The following is a 15,182-nucleotide window of genomic DNA, read 5'->3' as shown; positions in this document are numbered from 1 at the left end:
TATAAAAGAATCCATGTACTTTATTCATATAAGGAGTATTTATAGATGATGTACTAAAGGAGCGTATTACTCATGCTAGAACAAGGATTAGATTATGTTGTCAAACTGGCTAAGGGCAAAAAACAAATGTTAGATACAAACCCGATGCAATATTTCATTCGTGCAGCACTTGCGGGTATTTATATCGGTTTTATTATTGTTCTATGCTTTAAATTAGGTAACTTTTTTCACATTGCAGATTCACCAGCAACTTATTTAGCTGCTTCTATGTTTTTCGGAATTGCTCTCGTACTTATTATATATGGTGGTGCTGAATTGTTTACTGGAAACACAATGTACTTCACTGTAGCAACATTAAGAAAAGAAACAACACTATCTGATACACTTCGTAACTGGTTTGCTTGTTATGCAGGCAATTTAGCTGGTGCTTTATTCTTTGCCTTACTATTTTACGCAACTGGCATTTTTGAAGCAATTGATCACGGTCATTTCATGAATAAAGTAGTAGAAGGAAAAATGAATACACCTACAATGCAACTATTCTTTAAAGCAATTTTATGTAACTGGCTTGTATGTCTTGCTTGTTTCTTACCTTCTCAAGTTAAAGGTGATACAGCAAAAATTATGATGATGATGATGCTCGTTTTCACATTCTTCTTATCTGGTTACGAGCATAGCATCGCAAACTTATCACTGTTTGCTTTATCCTTAGTTTCACCGCATCCTGAGACAATTTCTTTTGCAGGTGCTATTCATAACTTAATTCCAGTTACAATCGGTAACATTATTGGTGGGTCTGTATTTGTCGGTATGGTATACCATTACTTAACAAAGAAAGTACCTGACGTGAAACAAGAAGAAACTGAATTAGGAGCAGCTCAACAAGAAGAAATCATTCCGTTGCAAGCGCATATGAAACATTAAAAACTCCAAAGTTTTACTTTGGAGTTTTTAGCTCCCCACATATTTAACAACAAGATTAGGATTAATCTCTCCTTCTTCCTTTCCCTTATTCATTCTCTGTTTCATCTTATGCATACCGATGACATCATTCGTATGAAAGTGTATTTCATTTACATATAAACCCTCTTTACAAAAAGCTTCGACAAAATCTAATCCACTTTTTTCTCCCCATCCCATATTGAAATCAAGGGAAAGAACATTCACCTCATAATCTCGTACCATTTGCAAAGCACATTCTACTGTAGTTGCGAGCACGTAACCGTACGGACAACTTCTTTGATCATCCATATATACATTCATTTTCTATCCCCTCTCTATTTTGCATACGTGACCAACATGTAACATATTGCCCCAAGACTAATAAAAGGACCAAACGGTATTTGAGTCCTCATTTTCATACGTTTTAATACGAGACCAGCTCCAAAGAAACAAAGACTAAAACAAGATGCTAAAAATAAAACGATAAAAATCCCTTTCAGTCCCACTATAAATCCAAGTAACGAAAGTAATTTTATATCCCCTCCCCCAAGCCCTTCTGGATATATCTTTTGCATGCAGTATAACAAAATGAATATAACGCAACTACCAACTATACTATCTATCCAGGTGACTAACGGTATAAAAGCACATTCTAAAATGAGTAAACAAGCAAACCAAGCTAAAATACGATTTGGAATTAACATATATATGTAATCTGTAACTGAAATAATAAGAAGTAACGAAAAAAGTGATAAAACGATAATAAGCTCTCGTTCCACCCCAATCATATATACAGTAAGAAGGCATATCATTCCAGTTACAAGTTCAAATACTACGTACAAAATTGAAATTTTCCTCTTACAATTCGTACAACGCCCTCTTTGCATACAAAAAGAAATGATTGGAATCAATTCTTTTGGCTTTAGCACATACTTACAATAATGACAATATGAACGCGGGGTTATGATAGACTCCCCTAGCGGAACTCTCATCGCAATTACCATAAAAAAAGAACCAAACACCATCCCCGCTAACAATGCATATACATAAGTGAACATCCCTTCCTCTCCTTTCCAGAAGAACATAGCAAAAAAAGGAGAGAACTTCTACTTCATATTATCTCTATTCTATTAAAAAAGCAGGCCATTTTCTGGCCTGCTTTCCCCTATTTTATACGATGAAATATACTGCTTTTAATGGTCCATGTACTCCGACAACAAGATTCATTTCTATATCTGCCGAGTTACTAGGTCCTGTAATAAAGTTAATACAAGATGCCACTGTCTCGCCATTTTCTACACGCTTGTTCATATCCTCAACTGCTTGTGTAATACGAGGTACAAGTGTTTCACGTGGAATAATAGCAAGGTATACAGTCGGTAAAAAGTGTAAAGAACGGCCTTGACCTTTATGACTTTGCACAACGATCGTACCAGATTCGGCTAAAGTATAATCACTAAATGCAATTCCAATATTCGCTCTTTCCGCGATACGCATATTCTCTTCTTTTTTCTCAGGATCCCATACGTTCACTTCAACATTTTGCTTTGGAAGTTCTTCTTTAAATAAAGAAGTCAATCCATAAGAATCAAAACGTTCATCTGCCGATAACATAATAGGTCCCCCGCCGTTTTCAACGATTACTTTTTGAATATCTTCACGTAAACGGTCATTTGTCGTTTCCACAACAGTTGTATGAATGTTTGTACATTGATTTTTAAATACTTCTAACAATTCTTCTTGTGAATAATTTTTTAACGTTTCTTTATTCACATTGTTTTTCCATACTGGACGTTTTACACCATCCGTTTTACGCGCGCGTCCAAGTTCTTTTGCAATATTTTCCAGAAAGGACTCACGGTTTTGAATTAATCCTGTCATTATTTGTCCCCGCCTTTCTTATGATCTTTATACCAATCACGGAATCGTTCTTTACTTGGAGCCGGGAATTCACGAATATCTGTCCAATTTTTAAGTGGCCCAACACCTTTTGATACACGGTTACCAGATGTAAATGGACTCATTGCTGCTGGCGCCATCTTTGATCCCATTTTATATAAAGCTGCTGAAGATGCACCCATACTAAACATTTTCATTGCTAATTTTTCTGCAAGTGGAGCACGCCCTTCTTGCTCAACGATAACTTGACGATGTTTTAATAATAAATCATGCAATGGAATTTTTACTGGACAAGCTTCTGTACACGCTCCGCATAAACTAGAAGCATAAGGAAGCTCTTTGTAATCATCATATCCACCTAAAAGTGGTGTTAATACCGCCCCAATTGGTCCTGAGTATATAGAACCATATGAATGTCCACCAACATGTCGATATACAGGGCATACGTTCACACAAGCAGCACAACGAATACATTGCAACACTTGACGGAATTCAGATCCGAGAATTTGAGAACGACCATTATCAACCACAACTAAGTGGAATTCTTCTGGGCCATCTACTTCCTCTTCTTGAATTGGTCCCGCTACCGTTACATAACTTGTTAACTTTTGACCTACTGCACTACGACATAGTAAACCAACTAAAACATCTAATTCTTCCATTGTCGGAACCATACGTTCCATACCCATAACCGCAATTTGTGTTTTTGGAATCGACATAACAAGGTCGGCATTACCTTCATTTGTTACTAAACAAAGAGAGCCAGTATTTGCAACAGCGAAGTTACAACCTGTCACACCAATTTCAGCATCCATAAATTTTTCACGAAGTTGTTTACGAACAAACTTTGTCATTTCGTATGGATCATCAGAATTTTCATAGCCAAGCTTTTCTTTAAATACGTCACGAATTTGCGTTCTATTTTTATGAAGAGCAGGCGCAATAATATGTGAAGGTGGATCGTTATCTACTTGCAGAATATACTCTCCTAGATCACTTTCTAACACTTCACAACCGATTTCTTCAAGCGCATGGTTCATACTAATTTCTTCTGTTACCATTGACTTTGATTTTACTACCTTTTTTGCCTGCTTCTTTTTTGCAACGTCTTGAATATACTTTGCTGCTTCCTCTTTCGTTTTCGCAAAGTACACATGTCCGCCTCTTTTGGATACATTTTCACTTAACTGCATTAAGTAATAATCAAGATTTTCTAACGTATGTTGACGAATTTCTTCACCGAGTTCACGCCATTCTTCCCAGTTCCCTAATTCATCTGCTGCTTTTAAACGATTCGTATATAAGCGTGTTTGTGCAGAAGATACTGCTCCGCGCATAAACGAATCTTGAATTCCATCGCCAACGCGATCATTAAATTTTTTCTCACTGATTTTCATAGACATAGCTTATGTTCCCCCTTCATGAGCGACTATTCAGTACCTCAGCAATATGCATTACTTTTATTTCTTTTCCTAAACGCTCAATACGTCCGCCAATGTTTAACAAACACCCACAATCTGCACCGATTAAATAATCAGCGCCTGTTTCCATTGCACTATCTACCTTTTCATCTACCATTTGCTCAGAAATTGGAGTCATCTTCACTGAAAACGTTCCCCCAAACCCGCAACAATTTTGCACATTTGGTAACTCTCTCACAGTTAACCCTTTTACATTTGATAATAAAATTCCTGGTGCCTCTGTTACTCCAAGCATACGTGTCATATGACATGATTTATGAATAGTAGCAATCCCTGGTAAACTTGCACCAACATCAGTAACCTTTAAAACGTCTACAATAAATTGTGTAAATTCATATGTTTTATCAGCAACTTTTTGTGCACGTTTAGCCCACTTCGGATCATCTTTAAAAACATGCGGATACTCATGAAACATTGTCGCACAAGAACCAGATGGCGTAACGATATATTCTGCATCTTCAAAAGTTTCAATCATATGTTTCATCGCTTCTTTTGCAGCTTCTACATGGCCGCTATTATAAGCAGGCTGACCGCAACAAACTTGTGCTTCTGGAAATTCAATTTCACAACCTAAACGCTCCAACACCTCAACTGTTGCTTTGCCGACATTTGTTTCAAACATATCGACTAAACAAGTAACAAATAAAGTAACTTTCATAATTATTACTCCCCCTTTTTACAACTCCACCAACAAACATATGGTCATCAGATGACTAAGGAGAGAAGAAATAGGCTCAACCATGGCCTATCCTCTCCCTCTTCTAAAGAAAACGCTTACTTAATCTCTCTCTATTTTATCAGAAAATTAGATTTTTAAAAGATTAAATTAAGAATTTATATCGTTGCTACCTGTGACAATATGTTCTACATTTGTTAAATGATCTAGCATTGCTTGCTGCGCTAATTCTACATCTTGCTTTAACACTGCATCATATATAACTTGATGCTCTTCTATAAGTCGTTCTGATGTTGTTTGTTCACCATATAAAATAATGCGTCTTGATTCACCAATCGTTTCAGCAATCATCTCTGAAACATGATTCATGAGTTCAAGCAAAATGTTGTTATGCGAAGACTCCGCAATTCCCATATGGAACTGAAAATCTGCTTTTTCGCCAGCCTTTTCATCTCCAATGCTCTTTGCCATTTCATCTAACCAATGCTTCATATTTTGCAAATTATCTTCCGTACGTTTTGCCGCAGCTGCTCGAACTGCCCCCACTTCAAGCACCTTTCGTACTTCTAATAAATTCAAAATATCTTCTTTCTTCATCAATAATCTATTGTTTAATGATTTTGTTAATGAAGAAGAATCAAAATTCTTCACATATGTACCTTCTCCTTGTTTCATCTCAATTAAGCCCATCGCTCTTAGCGCACTTAGCGCTTCACGAACAGCAGATCTGCCAACTTGAAACTGCTCAGCTAATTGATGTACAGGAAGTAGTTTGTCACCAGGTTTTAACGTACCATTTTTAATCATTGTTAAAATAGCTTCAGATACTTCTTCGTAAATTTTTTTCGGTTTAATAGATTTGTACTCCAGTTAAATCACCTCAGTATCTTCCAAACAACAATTGAAACGATTTATAAGAACTTTGCATCATAACCATTTTAGAACGAATTGGTAAGAAGTACAAATGTTTTGTTCATAAAATCGTCAAAATTTCGATATTTATTACATATTAATTAATACTTTTACGTATAACTGTTTTCTAAAGAAGAGCATGCCCTAAAAATTAGAACATGCTCTCCTCATCCTGTACTTTCAATTTAATACTAACCGTCGTGCCGTTCCCTTTTTCACTTTCAATTCGCCACTGTCCTTCATGTATATGAACAATTTGTCTTACAATTGCCAGGCCTAAACCTGTTCCACCATGTTGACGACTTCTCGCTTTATCAACTCTGTAAAAACGTTCACCAAGGTTTTCTAAATGCTCCGTATCAATACCGATTCCTGTATCTTTTATGTTCAATTCACAGTAATCATCTATCTGCCTAAGCGTTATCATAATATCCCCGTTTTGATTTGTATACCGTATCGCATTATCTAACACGTTATGAAGCACTTGTTGCATACGATCCTCATCAATCATTACAATGATTTCTGGATTTAAATTTGTTGAAATACGAATTTTCTTTTCTATAAACTTAATCTCATACGTATCTAACACATCTTCAATTAGTTGTGAAAAAACGATAGGTTGTTTCTTTAAAGGGAAATGTTCCCCTTCTAGTTGTGCTAAATCTAATAAATCATGAACGAGACGCTGCATACGATCTGCTTCTTTATGAATGAGCTGTGTTACTTTTTCCTGCTGCGGTCCCTTCGCTACACCATCTAAAATAGCCTCGCTATACCCTTTTATATAACTAAGCGGTGTTCTTAGTTCATGCGAAACGTTAGCTAAAAACTCCTTACGCTTTACGTCTTCTGTCTCTAAAGAATTTGCCATCTTATTAAATGCTTTTCCTAATCGTCCAATTTCATCTTCAGAAGAAATTGTAATTCGTTCTGAGAAATCTCCCGTAGCCAAATGATTGGCAACTCGTTCCATTTGCGAAAGTGGTTTCGTAATAGCAATAATAATTTTTCTACCAACCCATATTGTCAGTAAAGTTATAGCAAGTGCTAACGGTGCTAAAATAAGACCCATATCATATATTAAGTCTTTTATACTTTTTAAAGGAATATAAGAATATACAATACCAACTAATTTTTTATTTTCTAAAACAGGGATGACAACCCCCATAATATTACGGTCAAAATGTTCCTCGTATCCTATCTTTGTCACAGTTTTTCCATCTAATAATGCTTGCCTGTCCCCTTCACTTATAAGAGAATGATGGTGCACATCAAATGGTAAACATGCACTTAAATCACGTGGGTTCGATACGAAAAGAACGTCTGAACTAGATATTTGATCAAATGCTCTTACTTTCTCTTCAAAAATTGATATTCCTTCACGCTTATCATATTGCGCAGCAAGACGCTTCCCTTCCATTACTAATGAATCTTTTAAATTATCAACGTATAGTTTTTCATACGAATATAAAGATACAAAGTAAAGAAAGGAAACTGTTACAAATACTGCACATACTACTGTCAGCCAAAGCTTCTGTACCATCGTAAACATACGTTACACCTCAAATTTATAGCCTACACCCCAAACAGTTTGAATGTAGTTTCCACTTTCTCCAAGCTTCAAACGCATCGTTTTCACGTGCGTATCTACGGTTCTTGTACTTCCGGCATAATCATATCCCCATACCTTTTCCAGCAATTGTTCCCGGCTAAATACTTGTCCTGTATGTTGGCAAAGAAAATAGAGTAAATCAAACTCTTTTACTGTAAGAGAAATCGGCTCACCATCCACCTCAATTTTCCTGCTTTTTTCATTAATAAGGATCGGCCCAAACTGAAATTCCTCTTGTTGCTCTTGCTTTGTATAACGCCTTAACACAGCTTCCATACGAGCAATTAATTCGCCAGGACTAAATGGCTTTACAATATAATCATCTGCTCCCATACGTAAGCCGTTCACCCTATTCCACTCTTCACCTTTTGCTGTTAAAAATATTATTGGTACATCTGACGTTTTTCTAATTTCTTTACAAACTGAAAGTCCATCCATCTCTGGCATCATAATATCTAGTACAACGAAATCATAATGATTTGTCTCTAATTTTTTTAGAGCTTCTTTTCCATTTTCAGCTTCTTCCCACTCGTATCCGAAATTATCTAAGTACATTCCAACAAGTTGCCTCATATCACTTTCATCATCTACAACTAGCACCCTATATTTACTCATTGTCCTTCCCTTCTCTCTCTATGAGTTGAAACGGTCCTTTTCCGACTTTAATTGTTTGTTTTATTTTCAAATTCTTCATATCCATGACGCAAACTTCATCACTATCATAGCTTGCTACGTACCCTTCTGCTCCGCTCTTCAAAAATGCAAATGGGTTTGATCCTACTTCTACAGAAGCCACCTCTTTATACGTGCTAACATCAAACTTTCTAAGCGTATTCGAACCGTGACTTAATGCATATACGTACTTATGATCCTTCGTAATATTCACAGGCATAAACGGAGCGTGTAAAGAACGTACCATTTCTCCGCTCTGCAAAGAATACACTAATACTTTCTCATTTACCTGATTTCCATCACCATGTCCGCCAATCCATATTTCTTTCCCATCTGGACTAATTGTCGCCCCCGTTGACGCTGGTGGAATCATAAAGGTTTGTATCACTTCTTTTTTCTTTGTATCAATTGTCGTTAGCTTCGTATCATAAAAGTTTAATACAGATAACTGGTTATGGTACTCTACCATCGTTATTGGCCCTTTTCCGGTTGACACACTTCCTGTCTCTTTGCCTTTTATCGTAAAGAACCTTACCTTTTGGGCATTTTGATCGGCAGCAAATAATTGTTTTTTATCTTCGGATACGATTACATTTACAATACCTTTTCCAGTTTTATATTTCTCCACTTGTCTTCCTTCAACTAGTGAATATACATACATGTACTCTAACTGCTTTCCATATACAAGTATGTCTTCACCATTTGGAAGTAGTAGGATTCCTGCCATCGGCTCGTTAAGTTCCCATGTCGTAATTAACTTTTTAGTTTGCTTATCGACAAAACTAATACTGCCTTCTTTTATATTCGTTGTTATAATAACACTTTTATCTTTAGCAATCGGTGTATACGAGCTTCCTTGACACCCTACTAATAGAAATACAAAACAGAGAAGAAAAACAGACTTTCTCAAAAGATTCCCTCCATCTTCGGATGATTTCGTTATAATTGTAAAATAACAAATAAATGTGTGGAAAGTGTGAAATTTCCCTTTCCTACTTCATTTACATATATAATGTACAACAAATAGAATTTGAGGTGTGCCAATTATGCTTTTTCCTGATTTAGCAAATAAAATTGTACGAGAAGTACGCAGACTAATTAAAGAAAATATTATTATCATTAATATACAAGGCGTTATTATCGCAAGTACAGATATAGAAAGAATCGGTCAATTTCATGAAGGCGCACTCCGCTGTGCGAAACAAAAGAAAACTGTCATTATTACAAAAGAAGATGAACGACGTTTGCATGGCGTAAAAGCGGGTATGAATCTCCCTTTACTATTCCATGACGAAGTAATTGGTGTCATTGGAATTACAGGCGAACCTGAAAACATTTCCCAATACGGAGAAATATTACGTAAAATGACCGAACTACTCATTCACGAAAACTACTTTTTAGAACAGCTAGAACTTGAACACCGTTCTTATGAAGCATTTGTCTTTGATTGGCTCCAAAATACAGACTGGTCTCCAAGCTTTCTCGATCGTGCCAAAACACTTGGTATTGATTTATATAAGAAGAAACAACTTATTTTGTTCTCTATCGATCAAAATGACACGATGCTTCAGCGTAAGATTTGGCAACACGTACGCAATCTATTAACAAAGGAGCATCTATTTGTTCGCTGGGGAAATGATCGATTCATTTTATTTACAGCCACGAACTCCAAAGAGCAAACATATCAATTTTTAAAACGATTAAAACAAGACTGTGAAACTTTGTTTTCTGTTCCTTTATATATCGGGATTGGACAATCTGTTACGCCAAACAATATGAATTTATCGTACGAACAAGCATTACAAGCTCTTTCCGTATCACTTGAAACGAAAAAGATTGTATTTAATGAAGATTTACGTTTAGAAATGTGCTTACAAGATATTTCTGCGGAAACGCGGGAACAGTTTCTAAAGCGCACCATCGAAAACTTACTATCATCGCCTGAGCTTATGCACACTTTACGTTTATTTATCGATTATAACCAATCCTATAAACAAACAGCGGAGCAATTACATATACACATTAACACATTGCATTACAGACTTAAAAAAATTGAGGAGTATACAGGACTCGATCCGAAACAGTTCAAAGACTTAAACATTTTATACTTCTCGCTCCTCTTATTAGATAATCATACAAAAAAGAATGATAAAACAGATTAATCTTTAGATGATTATACATAGAAAGAATCCCCCGACTTTTTTATCATTATAATGAAAGCACTGTGACAACGTTTTTTATTATGACTCATTACGTTAACAGTTTGAGGGGGATTTCCAATGTTAGAAAAACAAATTATTGATTCATTCGTATCCATTGTTGGCGAAGATAATGTAGATACATCCAATATGGGGCGTTTAACGTATAGTTATGATGCCACTCCAAACTTCCAAGCAATGCCTGATGCAGTCATTGCTCCTCGTAATACAAATGAAGTAGCTGAAGTATTAAAAGTATGTAACACTCACAAAATCCCTGTATATGTTCGTGGGTCTGGAACAAATCTTTGCGCAGGGACATGTCCACTTGAAGGCGGTATCGTCCTTATCTTCCGCCATATGAATAACATTTTAGAAATTGATGAAGAAAATTTAACAATTACTGTACAAGCTGGTGTTATTACGCTTGATATTATTAAAGCAGTAGAAGAAAAAGGTTTATTTTATCCACCAGATCCAAGCTCAATGAAAATTTCTACAATTGGCGGTAACATTAATGAAAACTCGGGTGGATTACGTGGATTAAAATATGGCGTAACACGTGATTATGTGATGGGGCTTGAACTTGTCTTACCAAATGGTGATATGATTCGCACTGGTGGTAAATTAGCAAAAGATGTAGCTGGTTACGATTTAACTCGTTTATTTATCGGTTCTGAAGGAACACTTGGCGTCGTAACAGAAGCAATATTAAAACTTGTTCCTATGCCTGAAACGAAGAAAACGATGCTTGCACTATATGAAGATATTAATGAAGCTGCACGTGCTGTTTCTTCTATTATTGCAAATAAAATCATTCCAGCGACACTTGAGTTTTTAGACCAGCCGACAATTGAAGTAGTAGAAGAGTTTGCTCAAATCGGTTTACCAACTGACGTAAAAGCAATTTTATTAATTGAACAAGACGGTCCACCTGAAGTTGTTAATCGAGATATTGAAAAAATGGCTAACGTTTGTCGTTCCATGAATGCAGTTGATGTTCGCGTCGCAAAAGATGAAGCGGAAGCAGATGCGCTTCGAACAGCTCGCCGTAGTGCACTGTCAGCACTGGCAAGATTAAAACCTACTACAATATTAGAAGATGCAACGGTACCACGCTCACAGATTGCTCCGATGGTTGAAGCTATTAATGCCATTGCCAAAAAATATAATATTCCTATTTGTACGTTTGGCCATGCTGGCGATGGCAACCTACACCCAACTTGTATGACAGATGCTCGCAACGAAGAAGAAATGCACCGAGCTGAACAAGCTTTTGCTGAAATATTTGCGAAAGCAATTGAACTTGGTGGCACGATTACTGGTGAACATGGTGTTGGTGCGATGAAGGCTCCGTATTTAGAAATGAAGTTAGGTAAAGAAGGTATTGCTGCTATGCAAGGAATTAAACAAGCCTTCGATCCAAATAACATTATGAATCCAGGAAAGATGTTCGCGAAGGACACTCGTAAAAGAGTGGTGGTTGAGCGATGACAACATTAAATAAAGAAAACATTCAAAAGGAATTTAAAGAACGATTAAGTGAAGATGAACTACTAAACTGTATGCGATGCGGTTTCTGCTTACCAACTTGCCCTACTTACATTCAATCTGGATATAAAGAATCACATTCCCCGCGTGGACGTATCGCATTAATGAAAGCGGTCGTTGACGGCTTAATTGAGCCAGATGAAGATGTTGAAAACACATTAAATGTTTGCCTCGGCTGCCGTGCTTGTGAACCTGTTTGTCCATCTGGTGTGAATTATGGACATTTATTAGAAGAAGCTCGTGATATTATAAATCAAAACAAAAAGTTTTCAATGCCAGTGAGAGCTGTTCGTAAAGTCGTTTTTGAAGGACTTTTCCCGCATCAAAATCGAATGAGAACATTAACAGGATTAATCGGATTTTACCAACGTTCCGGTTTACAAACGCTAACACATAAAACAGGGATTATGAAGTTATTCCCTGAAACACTTGCAACAATGGATCTCGTTTTGCCTAAGGTCCCTAAAATGAAAGCAATGAAAGATCGCCCTGAATTTTTACCTGCTGAAAGTACGAAGAAGAAACAAGTTGCATTCTTCACAGGTTGTTTAATGGATACAATGTTTTTAGAAACAAATAACGCAACGATGAAACTGCTTCAGTTAGCTGGTTGTGATATCGTTATTCCGAAAACACAAAGTTGCTGCGGGGCATTACATGGACATGCTGGTGAGAAAAATGGGGCAAAGGAATTAGCAAAACGCAATATAAAAGCATTCGAAGATTTAAACATCGACTATATTATTACGAATGCTGGTGGTTGCGGAGCTTACCTCGTAGACTACGATTACTTGTTAAAAGATGATCCACAGTGGGCTGAACGTGCAAAGCAGTTCGTTTCTAAAATTAAAGATATTACTGCTATTCTAGTAGAACTAGATTTCCATAAACGTAATGACTTACGAGTCACGCCGCAAGTTATTACGTATCAAGACTCTTGTCACTTACGCAATGTTATGCGAACATCTTCAGAACCTCGTATGTTACTAGAAGCAATTCAAGGCGCAACATACCGCGAAATGAAAGATGCAGATCGCTGCTGTGGTTCTGCTGGTATTTATAACATTGTTCATTCAGAACTATCTATGGAATTTCTAGATTACAAAATGGACCGTGTGCATGAAACAGAAGCAGCAACCATTGTTACTGCAAATCCAGGTTGTTTATTACAAATGAAATTAGGCATTGAACGAGAAGGTCTTTCTCATAAAATGAGAGGAATTCACATCGTTGATTTATTATTAGAAGCAATTGAAACCAACTCGTAATAACTCGTAACATACGTAATAATAGGAAAACGGCTATCTCCTTCGTCTATGTAAAGAGATAGCCGCTTTTTTGTCCGCTACAACATTAAAAATATGTTACTTTATTATAAAAAAGAACAACAGAAACATTACAGTTTTGTAAAAATCAATCCAGTATATTCCTCAAAAAAACGCTCAAACCATTGATACAATAGGATTCTTCATTTTCAATATAGGTACATTTATCCAAAAAACGCGTCTTATAACCAAGTATAAAAATGCTGAAAATTCCTTTTATACTCTATGTTTCTCTTATTTTTCCCCTTTTCCCCTCTTAGGATAAATTAGGTAAATTTTAAGTCTATGAATTTTTTTCCATCTTTTTTCTCACAAAATCTATGCTACGATGAATTTGTCAGTCAGACAGGCTGTCAAAAACAAATCGTGTGAAAACAAATTAAAACTTTATATAGGGGGACACACATCATGAAAAAGCGTGTTTTATTATCTGTAGCTGCTGCAACGGCTCTTACTTTAGGAGTATCTTCTCTAGATGCACAAGCTGCAACAGTACAACCATCTAACATCAAGGTTCAAAATATTCAGCATTCAAAAGTGATGATGAAGCAAATGAGCCAACAAGAATTACAAGCATTCTTACAATCTATGGGCGTTGAGTCATTAGCACAATGGCAACAAGGAAACTTCCAACCAAATTGCATTATTCCTGGTCAACAACCTACTGAAAATGTTGTAACTGAGCAACCGACAGCTAAGCCAGAAACTCAAAAGCCTGCTGAGCAAAAACCTGCCGAGCAAAAGCCTGCTGAAGAAGTTCAAAAACCAGAAGCTCAAAAGCCTGCTGAAAACAATAATACGCAAAAACCGGCTGAACAAAAACCAGCTGAGCAAAAGCCTGCTGAAGAAGCAAAATCTTTAAGCGAGTTCGAACAACGTGTTGTTGAATTAACAAACGCTGAGCGTGCAAAACAAGGTTTACCAGCTTTAAAAATCGACACTGAATTAAGCAAAGTAGCACGCATTAAATCTGAAGATATGCAAAAAAATAACTACTTTGATCATAACAGCCCTACATACGGGTCTCCGTTTGACATGATGAAGAAATTTGGTATTTCTTATACATCTGCAGGTGAAAACATCGCCCAAGGCCAACGTACACCTGAAGAAGTAGTACAAGCTTGGATGAACAGTGCTGGACACCGTGCAAACATCTTAAATAATGGATTCACTCACATCGGTGTTGGCTATGTAGAAAGCGGCAACTACTGGACACAACAATTTATTACGAAGTAAATAGATTAAAAGAGTCTTCTCATAATGAGAAGACTCTTTTTTACGTTTCATAACTTTCTATTATGTATGAGTATAAAGCGTAGAACATAAACAAAATAGAACCACCACTTATTACGCTAAGTAACACATAAAATCCCCATTTCAAGTTCAAAAACAATGAAAACAATATACTACATGCCATCACTTGAAAAATCCGTCTACTCACTAAACGGATCTTTTTTAATTTGATTGGGTCTTTTTCCGTACTCTGAACTTTTTTAAACGCCTTACTAAGCATAAAAAGAAACATACTAATCCCTATTGTTAGTCCTGTTTGAAAGGATATCATGCTTCCAAAATTAATAAAGAGAATGAGCATATGGATAAACAACATAAATAAAGTAATCGTCTTTAGAAATCCACTTATAATGACATGCTCGTCTTCATTAAACTTATATATATTATGTGAAATAATATACATCAATCCATGTAAGAAAATAATAAGACAAGGAATAAGTGCTATAACAACTTGTTTACTCATAAACTCGTTTGGCCGACCATTTACATCCCAATGTACCGCCATATGCTCTTGTAAATATGGATAGAGACATAGAGTAACTAAAAGACAAGCGAAAAATATTCCTAGTATATATTTATATTTGATCAAGTGATTCTCACCCCTCTTTTCTCTTAACGGCT

At 36.2% G+C, this 15,182-nt stretch carries 15 protein-coding genes; 5 read left to right on the top strand and 10 right to left on the bottom strand.

Going from position 1 to position 15,182, the window contains the following annotated elements:
- Positions 1–72 precede the first annotated feature (72 nt).
- A complete protein-coding gene (locus tag BAQ46_RS03005) occupies positions 73–924 on the top strand; it encodes a formate/nitrite transporter family protein (protein WP_061131191.1) in 852 nt (283 codons plus the stop codon).
- 27 nt (positions 925–951) lie between these two features.
- Here BAQ46_RS03005 and BAQ46_RS03000 read toward each other — a convergent pair whose 3' ends face one another.
- The 9 genes from BAQ46_RS03000 to BAQ46_RS02960 all read right to left on the bottom strand — a co-directional run bounded on the left by BAQ46_RS03000 (position 952) and on the right by BAQ46_RS02960 (position 9,104).
- Positions 952–1,263, bottom strand: a complete 312-nt coding sequence (locus tag BAQ46_RS03000; protein ID WP_001103780.1) for a cyclic-phosphate processing receiver domain-containing protein — start codon at positions 1,261–1,263, stop codon at positions 952–954.
- Positions 1,264–1,277: 14 nt separating this feature from the next.
- On the bottom strand, positions 1,278–2,000 hold the full coding sequence (locus tag BAQ46_RS02995; RefSeq protein ID WP_000495748.1) for a prepilin peptidase: 723 nt from the start codon (positions 1,998–2,000) through the stop codon (positions 1,278–1,280).
- Between the two features lie 112 nt (positions 2,001–2,112).
- Positions 2,113–2,823 carry a LutC/YkgG family protein gene (locus tag BAQ46_RS02990; protein WP_000147208.1) on the bottom strand — a complete coding sequence of 237 codons (711 nt, stop codon included), beginning with the start codon at positions 2,821–2,823 and terminating at the stop codon, positions 2,113–2,115.
- Positions 2,823–4,244 carry a LutB/LldF family L-lactate oxidation iron-sulfur protein gene (locus BAQ46_RS02985; RefSeq protein WP_000061914.1) on the bottom strand — a complete coding sequence of 474 codons (1,422 nt, stop codon included), beginning with the start codon at positions 4,242–4,244 and terminating at the stop codon, positions 2,823–2,825. The genes BAQ46_RS02990 and BAQ46_RS02985 overlap by 1 nt, the downstream gene beginning before the upstream one ends.
- Positions 4,245–4,260: 16 nt before the next feature.
- The gene (locus BAQ46_RS02980; protein WP_000869149.1) at positions 4,261–4,980 is read right to left on the bottom strand and encodes a (Fe-S)-binding protein; all 720 of its coding nucleotides are present in this window, start codon (positions 4,978–4,980) and stop codon (positions 4,261–4,263) included.
- A gap of 168 nt (positions 4,981–5,148) precedes the next feature.
- Positions 5,149–5,838, bottom strand: a complete 690-nt coding sequence (locus tag BAQ46_RS02975; RefSeq protein WP_255256540.1) for a FadR/GntR family transcriptional regulator — start codon at positions 5,836–5,838, stop codon at positions 5,149–5,151.
- Between the two features lie 223 nt (positions 5,839–6,061).
- On the bottom strand, positions 6,062–7,462 hold the full coding sequence (locus tag BAQ46_RS02970; RefSeq protein WP_048557209.1) for a sensor histidine kinase: 1,401 nt from the start codon (positions 7,460–7,462) through the stop codon (positions 6,062–6,064).
- A gap of 3 nt (positions 7,463–7,465) precedes the next feature.
- A complete protein-coding gene (locus tag BAQ46_RS02965; protein ID WP_000049872.1) occupies positions 7,466–8,137 on the bottom strand; it encodes a response regulator transcription factor in 672 nt (223 codons plus the stop codon).
- Positions 8,130–9,104: a YncE family protein gene (locus BAQ46_RS02960; RefSeq protein WP_001232400.1), complete on the bottom strand. Its 975-nt coding sequence runs from the start codon at positions 9,102–9,104 to the stop codon at positions 8,130–8,132. Before BAQ46_RS02960 ends, BAQ46_RS02965 begins: the two co-directional genes overlap by 8 nt.
- 136 nt (positions 9,105–9,240) lie before the next feature.
- On the opposite strand from BAQ46_RS02960, the gene BAQ46_RS02955 reads away from it, so the two are divergent.
- From BAQ46_RS02955 to BAQ46_RS02940, 4 genes are all read left to right on the top strand, one after another.
- Positions 9,241–10,356, top strand: a complete 1,116-nt coding sequence (locus BAQ46_RS02955; RefSeq protein ID WP_000898625.1) for a CdaR family transcriptional regulator — start codon at positions 9,241–9,243, stop codon at positions 10,354–10,356.
- A 117-nt stretch (positions 10,357–10,473) separates the two neighbouring features.
- On the top strand, positions 10,474–11,886 hold the full coding sequence (glcD, locus tag BAQ46_RS02950) for a glycolate oxidase subunit GlcD (protein WP_000890742.1): 1,413 nt from the start codon (positions 10,474–10,476) through the stop codon (positions 11,884–11,886).
- Positions 11,883–13,211: a (Fe-S)-binding protein gene (locus tag BAQ46_RS02945; RefSeq protein WP_000209638.1), complete on the top strand. Its 1,329-nt coding sequence runs from the start codon at positions 11,883–11,885 to the stop codon at positions 13,209–13,211. The genes glcD and BAQ46_RS02945 overlap by 4 nt, the downstream gene beginning before the upstream one ends.
- 465 nt (positions 13,212–13,676) lie before the next feature.
- A complete protein-coding gene (locus BAQ46_RS02940; protein WP_000747582.1) occupies positions 13,677–14,504 on the top strand; it encodes a CAP domain-containing protein in 828 nt (275 codons plus the stop codon).
- 40 nt (positions 14,505–14,544) lie between these two features.
- Here BAQ46_RS02940 and BAQ46_RS02935 read toward each other — a convergent pair whose 3' ends face one another.
- A complete protein-coding gene (locus BAQ46_RS02935; protein ID WP_048557212.1) occupies positions 14,545–15,150 on the bottom strand; it encodes a DUF1648 domain-containing protein in 606 nt (201 codons plus the stop codon).
- Positions 15,151–15,182 lie beyond the last annotated feature (32 nt).

It is taken from the genome of Bacillus paranthracis (assembly GCF_001883995.1).
In the GTDB taxonomy this organism is placed as follows: Bacteria; Bacillota; Bacilli; order Bacillales; family Bacillaceae_G; genus Bacillus_A; species Bacillus_A paranthracis.
Note: the sequence above shows the minus strand (reverse complement) of the source record. Positions and strands in the feature narration are given on the sequence as shown.

What these genes read in the sequence shown, in the direction of transcription:
- BAQ46_RS03005 (WP_061131191.1), top strand. Translation starts at nt 73, where the DNA reads ATGCTAGAACAAGGATTAGATTATGTTGTCAAACTGGCTAAGGGCAAA.
- BAQ46_RS03000 (WP_001103780.1), bottom strand. Translation starts at nt 1,263, where the DNA reads ATGAATGTATATATGGATGATCAAAGAAGTTGTCCGTACGGTTACGTG.
- BAQ46_RS02995 (WP_000495748.1), bottom strand. Translation starts at nt 2,000, where the DNA reads ATGTTCACTTATGTATATGCATTGTTAGCGGGGATGGTGTTTGGTTCT.
- BAQ46_RS02990 (WP_000147208.1), bottom strand. Translation starts at nt 2,823, where the DNA reads ATGACAGGATTAATTCAAAACCGTGAGTCCTTTCTGGAAAATATTGCA.
- BAQ46_RS02985 (WP_000061914.1), bottom strand. Translation starts at nt 4,244, where the DNA reads ATGTCTATGAAAATCAGTGAGAAAAAATTTAATGATCGCGTTGGCGAT.
- BAQ46_RS02980 (WP_000869149.1), bottom strand. Translation starts at nt 4,980, where the DNA reads ATGAAAGTTACTTTATTTGTTACTTGTTTAGTCGATATGTTTGAAACA.
- BAQ46_RS02970 (WP_048557209.1), bottom strand. Translation starts at nt 7,462, where the DNA reads ATGTTTACGATGGTACAGAAGCTTTGGCTGACAGTAGTATGTGCAGTA.
- BAQ46_RS02965 (WP_000049872.1), bottom strand. Translation starts at nt 8,137, where the DNA reads ATGAGTAAATATAGGGTGCTAGTTGTAGATGATGAAAGTGATATGAGG.
- BAQ46_RS02955 (WP_000898625.1), top strand. Translation starts at nt 9,241, where the DNA reads ATGCTTTTTCCTGATTTAGCAAATAAAATTGTACGAGAAGTACGCAGA.
- glcD (WP_000890742.1), top strand. Translation starts at nt 10,474, where the DNA reads ATGTTAGAAAAACAAATTATTGATTCATTCGTATCCATTGTTGGCGAA.
- BAQ46_RS02945 (WP_000209638.1), top strand. Translation starts at nt 11,883, where the DNA reads ATGACAACATTAAATAAAGAAAACATTCAAAAGGAATTTAAAGAACGA.
- BAQ46_RS02940 (WP_000747582.1), top strand. Translation starts at nt 13,677, where the DNA reads ATGAAAAAGCGTGTTTTATTATCTGTAGCTGCTGCAACGGCTCTTACT.